Annotated in this window: 13 protein-coding genes and 1 tRNA gene; 5 read left to right on the forward strand and 9 right to left on the reverse strand. The window is 64.2% G+C overall.

Annotated features, from left to right (window positions below; genetic code table 11):
- Positions 1 to 60: 60 nt before the first annotated feature.
- From tnpB to OWM54_RS37250, 4 genes are all read right to left on the reverse strand, one after another.
- Entirely contained in the window at positions 61 to 426 is a 366-nt protein-coding gene (tnpB, locus tag OWM54_RS37235) for an IS66 family insertion sequence element accessory protein TnpB (protein WP_267700457.1), read from the reverse strand.
- A 4-nt stretch (positions 427 to 430) separates the two neighbouring features.
- A complete protein-coding gene (gene tnpA / locus OWM54_RS37240) occupies positions 431 to 745 on the reverse strand; it encodes an IS66 family insertion sequence element accessory protein TnpA (RefSeq protein ID WP_267700458.1) in 315 nt (104 codons plus the stop codon).
- Positions 729 to 1,976, reverse strand: a complete 1,248-nt coding sequence (locus tag OWM54_RS37245; protein ID WP_267700459.1) for a serine/threonine-protein kinase — start codon at positions 1,974 to 1,976, stop codon at positions 729 to 731. The genes tnpA and OWM54_RS37245 overlap by 17 nt, the downstream gene beginning before the upstream one ends.
- 427 nt (positions 1,977 to 2,403) lie before the next feature.
- Positions 2,404 to 3,288, reverse strand: coding sequence for a hypothetical protein (locus tag OWM54_RS37250; RefSeq protein ID WP_267700460.1), 885 nt, complete (start codon positions 3,286 to 3,288; stop codon positions 2,404 to 2,406).
- Positions 3,289 to 4,494: 1,206 nt separating this feature from the next.
- Here OWM54_RS37250 and OWM54_RS37255 point away from each other — a divergent pair.
- Complete coding sequence (locus OWM54_RS37255; RefSeq protein ID WP_267700461.1) at positions 4,495 to 6,825, forward strand: DUF3854 domain-containing protein; 2,331 nt, start codon at positions 4,495 to 4,497, stop codon at positions 6,823 to 6,825.
- Between the two features lie 280 nt (positions 6,826 to 7,105).
- Complete coding sequence (locus OWM54_RS37260) at positions 7,106 to 7,624, forward strand: helix-turn-helix domain-containing protein (protein ID WP_267700462.1); 519 nt, start codon at positions 7,106 to 7,108, stop codon at positions 7,622 to 7,624.
- Here the strand turns inward: OWM54_RS37260 and OWM54_RS37265 are convergent.
- The 4 genes from OWM54_RS37265 to OWM54_RS37280 form a co-directional block, all read right to left on the reverse strand.
- Positions 7,621 to 8,571 (reverse strand): hypothetical protein, encoded by a 951-nt coding sequence (locus tag OWM54_RS37265; RefSeq protein ID WP_267700463.1) that lies wholly within the window; start codon positions 8,569 to 8,571, stop codon positions 7,621 to 7,623. The two genes, OWM54_RS37260 and OWM54_RS37265, sit on opposite strands and share 4 nt — an antisense overlap.
- 198 nt (positions 8,572 to 8,769) lie before the next feature.
- Positions 8,770 to 9,933 carry a tyrosine-type recombinase/integrase gene (locus OWM54_RS37270; protein ID WP_267700464.1) on the reverse strand — a complete coding sequence of 388 codons (1,164 nt, stop codon included), beginning with the start codon at positions 9,931 to 9,933 and terminating at the stop codon, positions 8,770 to 8,772.
- Positions 9,934 to 10,044: 111 nt separating this feature from the next.
- Positions 10,045 to 10,143 (reverse strand) — tRNA-Sec (locus OWM54_RS37275).
- Positions 10,144 to 10,176: 33 nt separating this feature from the next.
- Positions 10,177 to 10,776 carry a TetR/AcrR family transcriptional regulator gene (locus tag OWM54_RS37280; RefSeq protein WP_267700465.1) on the reverse strand — a complete coding sequence of 200 codons (600 nt, stop codon included), beginning with the start codon at positions 10,774 to 10,776 and terminating at the stop codon, positions 10,177 to 10,179.
- 144 nt (positions 10,777 to 10,920) lie between these two features.
- On the opposite strand from OWM54_RS37280, the gene OWM54_RS37285 reads away from it, so the two are divergent.
- Positions 10,921 to 11,925: an SDR family oxidoreductase gene (locus OWM54_RS37285; protein ID WP_267700466.1), complete on the forward strand. Its 1,005-nt coding sequence runs from the start codon at positions 10,921 to 10,923 to the stop codon at positions 11,923 to 11,925.
- Here the strand turns inward: OWM54_RS37285 and OWM54_RS37290 are convergent.
- Positions 11,879 to 12,952, reverse strand: a complete 1,074-nt coding sequence (locus tag OWM54_RS37290) for a metallopeptidase family protein (protein WP_248546060.1) — start codon at positions 12,950 to 12,952, stop codon at positions 11,879 to 11,881. The two genes, OWM54_RS37285 and OWM54_RS37290, sit on opposite strands and share 47 nt — an antisense overlap.
- Before the next feature lie 90 nt (positions 12,953 to 13,042).
- Between OWM54_RS37290 and OWM54_RS37295 the strand changes: the two genes are divergently transcribed.
- The gene (locus OWM54_RS37295; RefSeq protein WP_074955215.1) at positions 13,043 to 13,399 is read left to right on the forward strand and encodes a response regulator; all 357 of its coding nucleotides are present in this window, start codon (positions 13,043 to 13,045) and stop codon (positions 13,397 to 13,399) included.
- Positions 13,400 to 13,567: 168 nt separating this feature from the next.
- Positions 13,568 to 15,211: a chaperonin GroEL gene (gene groL, locus OWM54_RS37300; RefSeq protein ID WP_046714602.1), complete on the forward strand. Its 1,644-nt coding sequence runs from the start codon at positions 13,568 to 13,570 to the stop codon at positions 15,209 to 15,211.
- Positions 15,212 to 15,548 lie beyond the last annotated feature (337 nt).

Genomic DNA, 15,548 nt, shown 5'->3' on the forward strand with positions numbered 1-15,548 from the left:
TGGGGCAGCTCTCGTGGCACCTGGTGCCAACACCTCGCCACCCAGCGGCGTGCCCGCGCGCTACGAGGACGTGCGCCCGGGCGGCGTCCAGGCGGGCGAGCGTTTGACTTCGGTGACGTCCATGCCGTCCAGCAGCATTGCCAACTGCGTCGCGTCCAACTGCACCGCGCTTGCGTCCGCGTCCACCTTGGGCATCCGGAAGCGGCCCGTCTCCAGCCGCTTGTACAGCAGCACGAAGCCGCCCCGACTCCACGTCAGCACCTTGATGCGGTCGCCCCGCCTCGAGACGAAGGCGAAGAGATGGCCGGAGTAGACGTCCTCACCCCAGGCGGACTTCACCAGTGCCATGAGGCCATCAATCGACTTGCGCATGTCCACCGCCTCGGTGGCCAGCACCACGCGCACGGACGCCGGAAGCGTGAACACTCGCTCACCTGCTCAGCGCGGTGACGAGCCGGACCACGTAGTCGACGTCGGCGCCCGACGGGAACCGCAGCCGCGCTCCGCTCGCCAGCTCCACCTCGAGCCGCACGGGAGTCTCCTTCGCAGCGGCGGAGACCTCCACCGGCAGCAGGCGCACCGCAGGAGTCTTCTGGGGGCGCTGGCGGCGCCGCCGGTACACCCACGACTGCAGCGTGCTCAGCCTCAGCCCTCGCTGCGCGGAGAACTCCTTCTGCGTCAGGCCGCTCGCCTCGAAGGCTTCGGCGACTCGGAACCACTCCTGCTTCTCAACCGGCTTCGACATTCCGGCCAGGGTCCACCACGACTGCTACCCCGGCAATGCCTCTCGCCACGTCGCTCGCCGGACGGTTACCTTCGTTTGGTGCGGGCGTAGCCTCGTCGGCGTCCAGGCCCTCGGGGAAGATGCCTTCTTCGTCCAACTCCACCCGGTCGCGCAGGACGGACGCCTCCGACAGCATCCGCGCCAGCTCCTCGCTCGCCTCCTTCCGGCCGAAGGGCTGTGACTCCGCCGCGAGCGCCGCCCGCAGCGCATCGCGCATCTCGGCGGCCGTGGCAAAGCGCTCGGAGAGCTTGCGCTGGAGAGCCTTGTGGACGATGGCCTTGAGCGCGTCCGGCAGGCCCGCCATCGCGTTCTCCACGTCTTCGGGGCGGTAGCGGTTGACGAGCGCGATCATCTGCGTGAGGGGCACCGAGGGCGTCTCCTCCGTCTTCACGTCCACGGTGGCGTTGGGGGCCCTTTCGTCCTCCACGTCGAAGAGGTGCTTGCACGTCAGCATCTCCATGAGGACGAGGCCCAGCGAGAAGATATCGGACCGGCCATCCATGGGCTTGCGGTGCAGGTACTCGGGCGAGGCGTACGCCACGTCGCCCTTGAGCAGGAGGCCCGGCGTCTCCTCCCGGCCCACCATGAGCGAGTAGGTGGCGCCGAAGTCCGTCACCTTCACCTCGCCGCTCCGGGCCACGCGGATATTCCGGGGCGCCACGTCGCGGTGGATGATGCCCAACGGCCGGTTCTCCGAATCTCTCAATGTGTGCGCGTGGTGGAGGGCGTCGGCCACCTCGGCGGCGATGTAGAGGGCGAAGGGCGCGGACAGCGGCTTCTCGCGCATGGTGGCGAGGCTGATGAGGGTGTCCAGCGTGGGGCCGTCCACGTACTCCGCGATGACGTGCGGCCGGTCGGCGTGGATTTTCAGGTGATGGACCTGGGCGATGGCCGGGTGGTGGAGGCGGAAGGCGAGCTGGACCTCCTCGATCAGCCGCTGGCACCGCTCGAAGGTGGCGGGATTGCGCAGGCGCTTGATGGTGACGAGCCCGGCGAGCCCATGGGGGAGGTGACGCTCGGCCAGAAGCACCACCTCGCCGTTACCCCGCCGCTCCAACGCTCGGATGGTCTCGTACGTGGTGGTCTCGATGGTGAACCGGAGCCGGGGGCGGGCGCCCTCCAAGTCGGAGGAGTTCTCCGGCGTCGGGTCCTCGATCAGCGTTTCGTCGGTCGGCGTGCTGTCATCGGTCATGTGCGGCCTCCAGGTGGGAAGGGCCGCGCGGCGGGCACTGGCTCGGGCCTCCCGGCTCCCTGGTGGGGCCTCGGTTGCGGGAAACAGGGCTGGTGGCGCTCGCGGTCCAAGGTCTACTATTCATAAACCCATGGAGTATTACAAACGACCACAGGACTCGGCCGGGTGTGCGAGGTGGCTTGTCCGCGCGGTGCTCGCGTTCTGCCTCTGCTCCACGCCCTGCGTCACACCTCTAAGCACTGGCCGCAGGAAGCTTGAACAGGACCGTGCGGTCCAGGAGACGGATGTGGTCGCGCTCGTCCGCGTTCGCCATCATCCAGTCCACGATCATGGTCACAAGTGTGTCGCTGCGGTTCTTGCCGCAGGAAACGATCTCCCGCGTGAATCGGCACTCCAGGACGCAATGTATGTGGGTGTGCACGAACTCTCATTTTTGGCCGGAATTCTTTGGATCTTGATCTCCGAGGGCAGCCTTTCGCGCATAAATTATCGCCTGGACTATTTCTCTGGTCTTTCCAACCGAAAGGCTCAACTGCGCTGCCGCGTCTCTGTAAAAGCTTGTCGGCAAAGGAAGTTGTTGAGGTATCAGCGCCTCGACCCTTTTGACAAAATCAGGCGAGAGTGACGAAAGGATCTTCTCTCTTTTGTAGTCTCGCAGGTCAAGGCGATCCTTTACGGTCTCGATCAGTTGGAGTTCGTCTTTTCGAACAAGCTTCTTCAGGTGCCGCAAGTACTGCTTCAGATGTTCATTCTCACCTTTGAGAACAAGTCTTTCCGTGCCATGGGTAGACGTTCGACTGAGTTCGATATCTTTCAGCCTGATAATTCGTTCGCCAGATGGATCTGCAAACGAAAAGCGCTCAGAAAGCGCCTCTTGGGCCCTTTTTGAGAAAGGTACGGCCTCGATCGTGATGGTGACGGGCGGCTCTCGTCGCGATGGTTCAGGATGAGCTAAAAGGCCATGGGCTCGATCCCACATCTCCATGCAGAAAGCCAATACGGTGGCGAAAGATTCCACAAGATACTGATCGTCAATTGTAATCGTCTTGGCTTGGGTGCCGTAGGTGTGACGGTACTTCTCATCGGTCTTCCCAAGTCGATGTACGAGCAAATGCCTTCTCTCGTACATCTCTTTAAGCCTATTCCCGCCCTGCACGTCAGGAATTTTGATGCCGACTATTTTTTGATAGAACTTAACTATCTCGCTGAAGCCCTGGTTTTGGAGCCGTCTGCACTCTTTGTTGATTATCGTCGCGAAGAGGTCGGATAGCGATGTGAACGAGACGAGGCGGCCATATTGGAACTCAGCCATAGATTCGATCTTCCCGAGCAAATCTCTTCTTTGGGTCAATATCTCGCGAGTTAGATCTATCAAAAACACTTCGAGAGCAGAAATTAGCCGAACATATGCTGTTTCGCGGAGGTATCGCGGGAGTTGGCGCTCAAGCCGGTGCTTAAGCTGGTAGATGTTTTTTGCGACAGGAGCAGACGAATTACCCTCCGGGACAATAAATGGCTTATGGCGGTCCGAGGAGGCGGACGTGCTTTCGAATGACTGTTGCACGACCAAGTCAAATGCATGTGGTACTGCACTGCAAAGCGCTCTGAGGCGTTCGATCTCGACCTGAAGCTTCCGTAAAGTGTCCATTGTTCAGGGCTCTAGAGGAGAGGGTGGAAGACCAATACTATGTGAGGAAGAACGCCCAACAAAGATGAGAACGGAGCGGTCCCCTGATTGGACGCGTCCTTCGATCCCACTGATTGGTAGATGTCCTTAATCCCAGGTGAACGCCGGGCGCTTCCAGGCAACCGGCTTGGTGCTTTCCCCTGCGGGTACACGACCATCGTGATCACCGGGGGAGGGTCCGGAAACCTGGCCCTGCGGCTCCACGCGCGGCTGTACCGGTTCCGATGCTGGCGGCCCGGTCGCGGTCGGCGAAGGGGCTTCGGTTCCGTTTGCCACATGGCGATCTCCAATGCCGTGGCCGTTGGGGTCGCTGACGGTTGCCGCCCGGCAACCACCAGGGACCAACGCGCTCCGTTCGAGCATCGACCGGAGCGTCGCGTTTTCATCCCGAAGCCGCTGAAGCTCTGCGTGGATCTCCTTCTCTTTTCGCTGGCGGTGCAGCCGTAGGGTGCGCGCAGGCAGCCCTGGCGCGGCCGTGGCCGTGAACTGCTCCGAGGTCAGCCCGGACTTCGCCCAGGCCGCGATCATCACGTCCAGGTACTCCGTGCTCCAGCAGGTGCCACGGCTCATACACGTAAGGTTGCCGTCCGGTGTACGCCGCGAATCCCACGGCCGTCCACGGCTCAGGATCGCGCGGTTGGGCAACTGAGCCTCGTGCCTCATGCGCACTCACCGCATGGATGCCTCTGGAGCGCACCTGCTCCCTTGCCCACCAAGGGGGAGGTCTGGAGCCTGAATTCGATACATCCATAGCACGCCCTACCGCGCGTGGTGCTCGGTGTCGCCCCTGGGGCGCAGGGGGCCATCAACCCAATTCGATATCTCTTCGATATGGACAACTCGACGAACCTCAATGAATGCAGCATCAGCAGCGACACCAACACCGACACGGGGCGCAACGCGAGCACGCCGAAGTTCTCTGCCGCATCGCAGGCGGTTCTGACTGAACGTGGCATCACCGTCGAAACCGCGATCAAGGCCGGGATTCGCGCGTACTGGACACCGGAAGAGGGAGCTGAACTCCTTGACCGGCGTGGTGGCCACCAGTCCATCCCAGCCCCCGGCCTCGTGATTCCGTACTCGGGCTGCGATGGGTACGTGAAGCTGCGACCCGATGATCCTCGGGTACCGGTCCCCGAGAGCCAGATGCCGAACAGCATCGCGGCCGAGTACATGCGCGACCCACCGCCGCATTTCATCGAAGGCCCGAAGTACCTGTGCCCATGCGGCAAGGGCTCGCCCGTGTACTACCCGTTCGGGCCGGATGACCCTCTCCTGCGCTCGGCCACGAGCATCTGGATCTGCGAGAGCGAGTTCAAGGCACTGGCGCTGCGTCAGGCGGGGCTCGCGGCCGTTGCCATCCAAGGGGTTCAGAACGGTGGTGATGGCAATGCGCGCTGGATCGCGAAGTGTGAGGGCAGGGACGTGCGCGTGCTCGCCCAGGGGCTGAAGCGGCTCTCTGTCGCGGACAAGACCTTCATCATCTGCTTCGACTCCGACGTGGACACCAACGGGAACGTCCTCGCGGGCCTCCACCAACTCGGTGTGCTCCTTGCCGGAGAGAGTGCCACCGTCGAAGTCGCGTACCTGCCGCACGAGAAGGGTGAGGAGAAGCTGGGGATCGACGATTACCTCGCCGTGTCTTCTCCGGACTGGGAGTGCCGTCTGGAGCTTCTTCAGGACTCGGTTCGACCATTCAACGTGGCCGAGGCCCTGGACTGGCTGGAGGCGCATTGGGACGACATGGACCGGCAGCAGCAGAAGCTCGAACTTGGCCGAGCCGCGAAGCTCGCGCGGCTCTTGCTCAAGAGGCACGACTTCAACCGCTGGCAGAAGGAGGCGAAGAAGAGGCTCGGCGGTATCGAAGAGGACGAGATCGCGAACCTCGTTTCAACTGCCGAGGTGCTCACCGCTGAGGCAACGTACACGAACTTCGGGACCGCGAAGATCGTGGAGCACTGCGTCCCGGTGCTGAACAAGCGGTTCGCTCTCCTGCGGGCTGAAGATGGCACCGAGCGCATCTTTTCGGTTAACGCCCGCCGGGAGGTGAGCCTGCTCCACTGTGACGCGCACCTGCGACAGGTTCTTCATGACCACCTGAAGGCGCTCTTCGGTCAGATCCCGCCGGACAAGATCCTCGGCGATGCGATCCTGCTCTGGAAGAAGGAATGCCCGCGCCTCGTGGCTGAGCCGAAGCCATTCTGCTTCGAGGGGGACCAGCGGCTCTGCTTCAAACGCTTCGACTGGCAGCCCACCCAGGCCCCTTGCCCGGCATGGAGTGAGTTCCTGGAGCGGCTGAGTGACCGCGAGACGTTCATGGCCTACGTCTGGTCCTGCTTCGAGCCGAAGAACATGGGACGCCAGTATCTGTGGCTCCGGGGCGAGGGGCAGGATGGGAAGTCCGTGGTGCTCGGTGTGTTGATGGAGGTGTTCGGCCCGGCTGCCACGGGCATCACGAACAGCCACTTGAAGGGCAACCAGTTCGTCTACAGCGCCTTCTACGGCAAGCGCCTCGCGGTCTACGCCGACTGCAAGAACCCCCGATTCGGCATGATGGAGGTCGTCCGGAACCTCACGAGCGGCGATCACGTCCTGGTCGAGTACAAGGGCCAGACGCCGTTCTCGTACCCGCTCAAGACCAAGCTGTTCGTGGCCAGCAACCCGAAGCCGGAGATCAGCAGCCAGAACTCGGACCGCTCCAGGATGCTTTACATCGAGATCGCCGAGAGCAAGCGCAAGGACGACCCGACGTGGCGGTCCCGGCTCATGGTCGAACTGCCGGGCTTCCTGTGGATGTGCAGGCTCATCTACCAGCGCCTGTGTCCGCATCATGGTGACCTGCCACTGACGGACTCCACGCGCGCGCTCCAGGATGAGCGCGCTGCCTCATTCGAGCAGAAGTTCCAGGACTTCTTCGACGAGAACTTCGTCTTCGCCCAGGGCGCGAAGCTCACGGCCAGCATCGTCTCGAAGCGAGCGCGCGCCGAGCACCTGAGCGACAACGAAATCAGCGACTTCAAGCAATGGATGGAGCGCACTCATGGCATCAACTACCGGCGTACCAACTCCGAGCGGTATTACGAGAACCTGGCCGAGGGGCGGAATGAGCTACAACTCCCTCCGGAGGCGTTTCCACAGGTGCTGCGGGAACCGGCTCGCTGATGACGACCGTGACGGCCGGAGTGACAACCGGAGCCGTTGAGGCTGTCACTCCGATCTCGCTCGGGTAGCGCGTCGGTGACACCCGTGACGACCCTTTGGTTGAGTCAGAAGAAGCAGAAGAGAAAAGGAACTGCCCCCTTCTTCTGGCCCGACCGAACCGGGTCGTCACCGGGCGTCACGAGCGCCGTCCTCCACCGCCGTGGTTGTTTGGGCCCTCGGATCGATCCACATCTTCGCAACCTTTCACCGGCTCCGATGGGAACCGGTCGAGTGCACGTCCATGACCGAGAATTTCAGCTACATCCGTACAGGCTCCTTGCTTGCTCGGCCGGAACCACCGTCGGACCTCATTCCTATTCCCATTCCATTCTTTCGACCTGCCGTGTCCTTTGAAGACCGCGAACCCGCGCCCGTCGACTGCGCCATCCTCCAGGAATTGGCCGAGATCAAGCGCGAGGTTCGAGCGCTTCGCGCCCAATCCGCCACGCAGAACGCCTCGGCCGTGTCGCTGGAGCGAGCAGCGGAGATGCTTGGCTGCAAGCGGTCACAGGTCTTCAAACTCGTGGCGCAGGGCCGGTTGGAACGGGCACCGAAGGTCGGGCGGTCCACGATGATTCTGGTGGCGAGCATCAAGGCGATGCTCGCGGAGGAAGACCCACGGAAGGGCCACCGGTCGTGCAGGCCACATAGGCGTCGACCTGCGTCGGCCAATACGAGGACACCGATGCACAAGAGTGGGAGGCAGACCAGTCAAGCAGTTCGGGATCCGGGTGCAAAGATACGCAAGCTTGATATCTAGAGGACGAACATGTTGCAAGGCATATCGTCTGTGAGAAATCCCAGTGGATGGCTTGGGGGTAGCACGTATTCAGGCCATCTATTGGCAAGCGTTGCGAGCCAGGAACTGCTCGTTGGAGAAGGGAAACGCGCGTACTTTGAGCATACCTCAACGAATCGCTCTATCGTTTTCGTGACTGCGTCTTCGCCGACTATCGCTGGAACTGACACTTCCATGCTTCTTGGGCCGCTCAGGGCGATGTGAGTGCAATTCTTGTGTACGGATTGCGTTTCCTGAAGAACATGCTCATGCGCCAGCGATCCATCCCCAGCGCGCAGTGCCATAAAACTCACGCGATAGATTACCCCAGCATGTCCCATGATTGAGGGTGGGGTCAGTGTAGCCCAATTGCGAACTGAATACCGCAGGAAAACGCCGAGAGATGGGTTGAGACGATCTCTGGCATAAAGCCAATGCTCACCATGTCCAGAGTCTGTAATGACGTTCATTTCGACAACGGCGCGCACGGGATGGGTTTTGGCGAAGTATCTAGTGGCTGGGTCGGAGAATCCTTTGGGCAGGTTGCCCAATTGTTCATTGTAGCTAGTGCAGAATTTCCAGATTCCAGTGTCGATATCCTTCAGCAACAATCGGACGCGATCTAGATCATTGTCGTGAGGGGCGCGAAAGTGCGCCACGCGGTTGCGAATCTGCTTTATTTCGTCGATCTTGGCCAAAAACAGAGCCTTCTTTGGGAAGTAGTCCTCAAAAAGGTTCCAATTTGCGTCATCGCAGATGATGTCGAATAGTTCGCCTGTCGTTAAGTATGACACTGCGCTCTGGTGGCGAGTCGACATGTGCCAATATGCCTTGTCGTTCGTCTGGGATCTGGGTGGCCAGTTTTTGACACGCTTTTTAATGGCCGTCTCCCAGGCAGCATCCCGGGTGCGTAGTTCCACGTAGACCATTTCTCGAAGCCACGCCTCCAACTGCCAGAGCACGTCGTACAATTTTTGGATCGTGGATGGCGGTCTGAGCGGATTCCGCATCCTCGGCTCACTCTTGCTGGCTCTCTTTGTTGTGGCTTTCTTCGTGCCGCTCTTTTTTGTGCCCATGTGTGTTTATCTGTAGGTGTTTGTTGCGTGTGTGCCTGGGATGCGAAGTGGTCACGGGGCGTGGGGCTGCATCTGAATCCTATCCGATGTGGTCTGCATCGCTTGAATTGCAATCGGATCCTCGGGATGCTCAAGTCGAATGGGGACGACGTACATCGGCGGCACCGTGGCGCTCACGTAGTGGAGGGCCGTGGTCCTCGTGCTGCTGTGGTTGAGCGCCTGAGCGACGGCTTCCAGAGACAAGCCACCGCCCTTCGGATTGTAGATGCGGCCCCGCTCGACCAGCCACGTTGCGAAGCTGTGCCGGATCGCGCCGAAGTGGATGAACTCCAGACCCGTGCGCGCGCACACTCGCTCCACGGCCTCGCGGATGGTCTGGCGATCTGGCGCTGAGCCCCGGGCCTGGAGGCGCTTGGCGGCGGCGAGCCCCTGCGCATCGAGCGACAAGGTGAACCGCTTCCCGGTCTTGTGCTTGAACGTGACGGTGGCGGCGATCTCGCCCTGGTCCTTCAGCACCGTGATCTTACCGTCACCGCTCGCGAGCCGGTTTACCTCGGTGCCGTGCATCCCGGTCTTGGCCTGGAGGCACAGCACGTCGCGGATCGCCTGCGAGCCGAGGGCCGCGTAGAGCTTCTGGACGTGCTCGATGCTGTAGCCCTTGAGTTCGTGGTTCCGGCGGGCAGGGGGGACCTTCAGGAAGCGCCCGGGGTTCACCATCGGGTCCAGCTCGCCCGCGTCCTGAAGGAACGAGGTGAAGGACTTGAAGACGATGATGCGCCACTTCTTGCCGGTGTCCCAGGTGGCCAGGATCTTCTTCAACGCGGGTCCGGTCACCGCGCGCAGGTCCTTGTCCGCGAGCGCCGTTGCCCACGCGGCCAGGTAGCTGCGCGTGCTCTTCAGGTACTCGTCGGACCTGCCGCTGGCCTTCAGGTGCTGGAGGAACCTCCGGGCGCGGTCCTCGTCCAGGAACACCGCATGCGCGGCGTCCTCCTGGGCCTGCTGGGCCTCGTCCTGGCGTTCCTGGCTCGCGGTCCGGTACGCGGCCGGGTTGCGGCGGAAGGCCGCCAGCTCGGCCAGGGCCTCGGCCTCGCTCCGCACGTCCAGCGTGACGTTGTGCGCGACCCCGGCGACGGTCTTGCGGATGATCCAGCGCGTGCTTCCGTCGGTGGCCGTGTACGTGCGACCCCCGCTCCACTTCCCGCTCCACTTCGGCATGCGCAGCTCCCGTACCCCCTCACTTGGGTAAAACTTGGGTACGAGAGGTACAGGAGGGTGGGGCGTCCCGCAACCCGATCAGGGCCGCGTCAGAAAACCCCAAGGAAAACATGGCGGTAGGGCACGGGAATCGAACTCGCCAGGGACGCCTCTCAGCGCCCCTCACCGGTTTTGAAGACCGGGCCGGCCACCAGGTCCGGAGGCCCTACCACCTTCGATTAGTGCCGGCCACCCCCGCACCCGTCAACGCGCCCGTGCACCCCGCGCCGGCTTCAGCCCCGGCAGCCCGTGCACCAGCGTCTCCAACAACGTGTCCCGCAGCATCTCCGCGGTCGTCTCCTTGAACGCGGCGCACGTCAGCTTGAGGCTCACAATCCCGTGCAGCCCCGCCCACAGCATCTCCGCGAGCCTCGCGGGCTGGGCCTCCGGCGCCAGCCGCCCAGCGGTCTGCAGGTCCACGAACACGCTCGCCAACAAGCCAAATGAGCGCGGCCCCGCTCCGTTCGGCGTGCCCTGGAACAGCTCCGCCGACAGCTTGGGGTCTTCCATGAAGATGAGCCGGTAGGTCTCCGGATGCTCCAATCCGAACGCCACATAGGCCGCGGCCATCACCTTCAGCCGCGCCAGCGGCTCGGGCTCCGCCGCCGCGGGCTCCAACCTGGCCAGGAACTCCTCGAACCCCCGGATGCACAGCTCCCGGGCAATCGCCTCCCGGTTCTCGAAGTGCAGGTACAGCGTCGCCGGCGCGTACTCCACCGCGTCCGCCAGCTTGCGCATCGACAGCGCCCCGAACCCCTCCTTCACCACCATCTCTCGCGCCACCCGCAGGATGTGCTCCCGCAACTCCGCCCGCTGGCGCTCCTTCCGCTCCGAAATCCCCATACCCACCACCCTAGGACTTGACCTCCCGAACGACCACCATTAAATGAACGGCGTTCAGTGAACGGTGTTCACAAAATCTCCGCTGTTCGCGCAAAGGAGTCCGACATGGCAGGCAAGGTGGCGTTGTTCGGAGCGTCCGGAGTCATCGGTCAGAGCGTGGCCAACGCGTTGAAGGCCGAGGGACGGCCCTACCGGGTGGTCGGCCGCTCCAGGGGCTCACTCGAGTCCGAGTTCGGCGCGGACCCGCTCGCCGAAGTCGTGACGTGGAACCCGGATGACCCGGCCTCCGTCAGGTACGCCGCCCGGGGCGTGGACACCCTCATCTACATGGTGGGCGTCAATTACTGGCAGTTCCACCTGCATCCGCAGGTCATGCGAAAGACGCTCGACGGCGCCATCGCCGAGGGCGTCAAGCACGTGGTCCTCATCGGCACCGTCTATCCCTACGGCCTGCCTCGCACCACGCCCGTGCGCGATGACCACCCGCGCGAGCCCAACTCCTTCAAGGGCCGCATGCGCAAGGAACAGGAGGACCTCCTCCTCGCCGAGCACGCCGCCGGCCGCATCCAGGCCACCATCCTCCGCCTGCCCGACTTCTACGGCCCCCACGTCGAGCGCAGCTTCCTCCACCGTGCCTTCGTCGCCGCCCTCGCCGGCAAGCGCGCCCAACTCATCGGCCCCATCGACACGCCCCACGAGTTCGTCTTCGTCCCCGACGTGGGCCCCATCGTCCTCAAGCTCATGGACGAGCCTCGCGCCTACGGCCGCTCCTGGAACCTCGCCGGCGCCGGCGCCACCACCCAGCGACAGATGATTGAAGAGACGTACCGACAGCTCGGCCGCCCCGCCAAGGTCCTCACGATGGGGAAGGGGATGCTGCGCTTCATCGGCCTGTTCGACCCGTTCATGCGCGAGCTGGTGGAGATGCACTACCTGCTCACCACCCCCGTGCTCATGGACGACTCGGAGCTGCGCCACCTGCTCGGCGACGTCCCCAAGACGCCCTACGCAGAGGGCATCCGCCAGACGCTCGCCGCCATGAAGGCGCCGCGCTCGGCCACCGTCAGTCCAGCCCCCGTTGCCACAGGTCGTCCTCGTCCAACCCCATGAGGTGACCAACCTCGTGCATCACCGTGATTCCAATCTGCTCGATGAGCTCCTCGCGCGTCTTCGCGAAGCGCTCCAGGTTCTTCTGGTAGAGCACGATGGACGCGGTGAGGTGGTCATACGCGCTCGTCACGCTGCGCTCGCCCACGGGCGTCCCACGGAACACGCCGAGGATGCTCGGTGACAGGGGCGGGTCCTGCCCCAACAGGTCCTCATCCGACGGGAGGTCCTCCACCGCGATGGTGACGTTGTCCAGGTACTGCTTGGCGTGCTGGGGCAGCGCCTTCACCGCGTCCTCCACCGCGCGGTCGAACTCCGCCTCGCCCAGCGCCACCGGGGGAGGGAACTCCTCGGGCACCAGCGCCTGCGCCCGCGCGAAGCGCTTCTTCGCCTCCTTCTCGTCCCCACGCCGCTCCGCCATCAGCCCCAGGTAGTGGTGCGCCCACGGCTCGTCCGGCATGTCCTTGAGCACCGCCTCGAAGGCTCCGCGCGCGTCGTCGAAGCGGCACAGCTCGAACAGGGCGATGCCCCGCTCCAGCCTCGCGTCCACCGAGCGCGGCATGTGCCCGAGCGCCGCGTCCAGGCTCACCAGGGCCTGCTCGCACTCGCCCATCTGGTTGAGCCCCATGCCCTCCAGGAGCAGGAACTCGTAGAGCATCTCCACGTCCTGCTCGCGCTGCGCCAGGCGCTTGCCCCGCGCGCACAGCTCCAGGCCCTCCTCCACCGCCTCGCGGTCCTCGCCCGCCCGGCACACCAGGCAGTCCGCGGCGCCCAGCAGGATTTCCAGGTCCTCGGGGGCGGCCTTCAGCGCCAGGCCGAAGGCGCGGCCGGCCTCCTCCAGGCGCCCCAGCTCCGTGAGGGCCGCGGCCCGGTAGTGCAGGGCCTCCGGCAGCTCCGGCGCGTCCGAAAGCAGACCCTCCACCTGTCCCAGGGCGCCCTCGAAATCGCCCGCCTCGAAGGCGTCCGCCACCGCCTCCAACCGCACCCTCGGGTCCCCCGACCCCGATGCCTTCCCGGTCCGCTTCTCCATGGCCCGGCTCATAAGAAGGCCCGCTGTGCGTTGTCAACGACAGGGGCGGCTGTTACGGTTCAGCGCCCTGTTGGTGCGGCATTCCGTCCTGTGAACATCCTTGTCGTCGACGACGATCTCGAGCTGTGCACCTTGCTCTCTCGCTTCCTGGAGATGCATGGGTACACCGTGTACTCGGCGTCCGACGCCCTCCAGGCGCTCGACATCATGGAGCGCAACGAGGTGGGCATGGTCATCACGGACTACATCATGCCCCACCTGGACGGCATCGCCTTCACGGAGATGCTCAAGGCCGACCCCCGCTTCCAGGCCATCCCGGTGCTCCTCATGACGGCCAGCACCGACGGCAACGTCACCGAGAAGGGCCTGCGCAAGGGCGTGGCCCTCACCCTCAACAAGCCCCTGGACATGGGTCAGCTTTTGACCCTGGTGCGCTTCGCCGAGTAGTCCCGGCCGCCCCTGTCCCAAGGACGCGGCGGGCCGTCCGCTCGCCCACACGTCCGCCCTTCTCGGTTGACATCGTTGCCCCGCCCCTTATGTTGGCGCTCGCCAGGGCCGAGTGCTAACGGCCTGCGTTGTACCCACAAAAATTCCAAGTAACTTCAGGAGGTTGCGATGGCAGCGAAGGAGATTTTCTTCCACCAGTCCGCCCGTGAGGCCATCCTGCGCGGCGTTCGTACGCTGGCGGATGCGGTCGCGGTGACGCTGGGTCCCAAGGGCCGCAACGTGGTCATCGAGAAGAGCTTCGGCTCGCCCACGGTCACCAAGGACGGCGTCACCGTCGCCAAGGAGATCGATCTCGAGAACAAGTTCGAGAACATGGGCGCGCAGATGGTGAAGGAGGTCGCGTCGAAGACCTCCGACAAGGCGGGCGACGGCACGACGACGGCGACGGTGCTCGCGCGCGCCATCTACGAGGAGGGCCTGAAGCTGGTGGCCGCGGGCCACAGCCCGATGGACCTCAAGCGCGGCATCGACAAGGCCGTCGAGGTGGTGGTGGAGGAGCTCAAGAAGATCTCCAAGCCCACGTCCGACAAGAAGGCCATTGCCCAGGTGGGCACCATCTCCGCGAACGGGGATGAGACCATCGGCACCATCATCGCGGACGCGATGGAGAAGGTGGGCAAGGAGGGCGTCATCACCGTCGAGGAGGCCAAGGGCCTCGAGACGACGCTCGACGTCGTGGAGGGCATGCAGTTCGACCGCGGCTACGTCTCGCCGTACTTCGTGACGAACCGCGAGCGCATGGAGGTCGTGGTCGACGACCCCTACATCCTCATCAGCGAGAAGAAGATCTCCTCGATGCAGGACATGATTCCCATCCTCGAGCAGGTCGCGCGCTCCGGCAAGCCCCTGCTCATCATCGCGGACGACATCGAGGGCGAGGCGCTGGCCACGCTCGTCGTCAACAAGATCCGCGGCGTGCTGAACGTGGCGGCGGTGAAGGCGCCGGGCTTCGGTGACCGCCGCAAGGAGATGCTCAAGGACATCGCCACGCTGACGGGCGGCATGGTGGTGAGCGAGGAGCTGGGTCACACGTACGAGAAGCTGACGCTCGCCGAGCTGGGCCGCGCCAAGCGCATCACGGTGGACAAGGACAACACCACCATCGTCGATGGCAACGGCAAGAAGGAGGAGATCGAGGGTCGCATCAAGCTCATCCGCGGGCAGATCGACGCCGTGACGAGCGACTACGACCGCGAGAAGCTCCAGGAGCGTCTGGCGAAGCTGGTGGGCGGCGTGGCCGTCATCAACGTCGGCGCGGCGACCGAAGTGGAGATGAAGGAGAAGAAGGCCCGCGTCGAGGACGCGCTGCACGCGACCCGTGCGGCCGTCGAGGAGGGCATCGTCCCGGGCGGCGGCGTGGCGTACCTGCGCACGCTGAACGCGCTGGAGGCGCTCAAGCCGGGTGGTGAGCAGAACTTCGGCGTGGAGATCATCCGCCGCGCGCTCCAGGAGCCGCTGCGGAAGATCGCCAGCAACGCGGGCGTCGAGGGCGCCGTGGTCATCAACAAGGTGCGCGAGGGCAAGGGCGCGTTCGGCTACAACGCCCGCACGGACACCTACGAGGACCTGGAGAAGGCCGGCGTCATCGACCCGACGAAGGTAGAGCGCACCGCGCTGCAGAACGCCGCCTCCGTCGCCTCGCTGCTGCTGACCACCGAGGCCATGGTGGCCGAGCGTCCGAAGGGCAAGTCCAAGGCCGGCGGCGCCGGCGGCGGGATGCCGGACTACGGCGGCGACGACATGGAGTACTGAGCCACGCTCCGCGCCCCGGGCATCGCGCTCGGGGACGCGGTGGGTGAGCCGACCTCGGCCCCGGTTGCCTCTTGTGAGGCACCGGGGCCGTTGTTTTTGGCGGGGGAGGGGACGACCCGTGCGTCAGGGGCCCGCGGCCCAAGTTGAGGGAAGAGCCGGCGTGAGGCGGGTGCGCGTCATGGCTCGTGGCCCACCGGGCCTCGCGTGAGGGCAGGACCGACGCTTGCCGACAGCGCATCAAGGCACATGTCCTTCGGCCGGACGGAACGAACGCGAGGCTGGTGCGCACGTCAGGGCACAAGGACTGCTGCGCCCCCGGCTATGGACGGAACCCAGG

This window comes from Myxococcus sp. MISCRS1, from assembly GCF_026626605.1.
GTDB classification, from domain to species: Bacteria; Myxococcota; Myxococcia; order Myxococcales; family Myxococcaceae; genus Myxococcus; species Myxococcus fulvus.

Coding starts and splice junctions, on each gene's coding strand:
- OWM54_RS37265 (WP_267700463.1), bottom strand. CDS start 8,571: ATGGTCTACGTGGAACTACGCACCCGGGATGCTGCCTGGGAGACGGCC.
- groL (WP_046714602.1), top strand. CDS start 13,568: ATGGCAGCGAAGGAGATTTTCTTCCACCAGTCCGCCCGTGAGGCCATC.
- OWM54_RS37255 (WP_267700461.1), top strand. CDS start 4,495: ATGGACAACTCGACGAACCTCAATGAATGCAGCATCAGCAGCGACACC.
- OWM54_RS37285 (WP_267700466.1), top strand. CDS start 10,921: ATGGCAGGCAAGGTGGCGTTGTTCGGAGCGTCCGGAGTCATCGGTCAG.
- OWM54_RS37245 (WP_267700459.1), bottom strand. CDS start 1,976: ATGACCGATGACAGCACGCCGACCGACGAAACGCTGATCGAGGACCCG.
- OWM54_RS37260 (WP_267700462.1), top strand. CDS start 7,106: ATGACCGAGAATTTCAGCTACATCCGTACAGGCTCCTTGCTTGCTCGG.
- tnpA (WP_267700458.1), bottom strand. CDS start 745: ATGTCGAAGCCGGTTGAGAAGCAGGAGTGGTTCCGAGTCGCCGAAGCC.
- OWM54_RS37290 (WP_248546060.1), bottom strand. CDS start 12,952: ATGGAGAAGCGGACCGGGAAGGCATCGGGGTCGGGGGACCCGAGGGTG.
- OWM54_RS37250 (WP_267700460.1), bottom strand. CDS start 3,288: ATGGCTGAGTTCCAATATGGCCGCCTCGTCTCGTTCACATCGCTATCC.
- OWM54_RS37270 (WP_267700464.1), bottom strand. CDS start 9,933: ATGCCGAAGTGGAGCGGGAAGTGGAGCGGGGGTCGCACGTACACGGCC.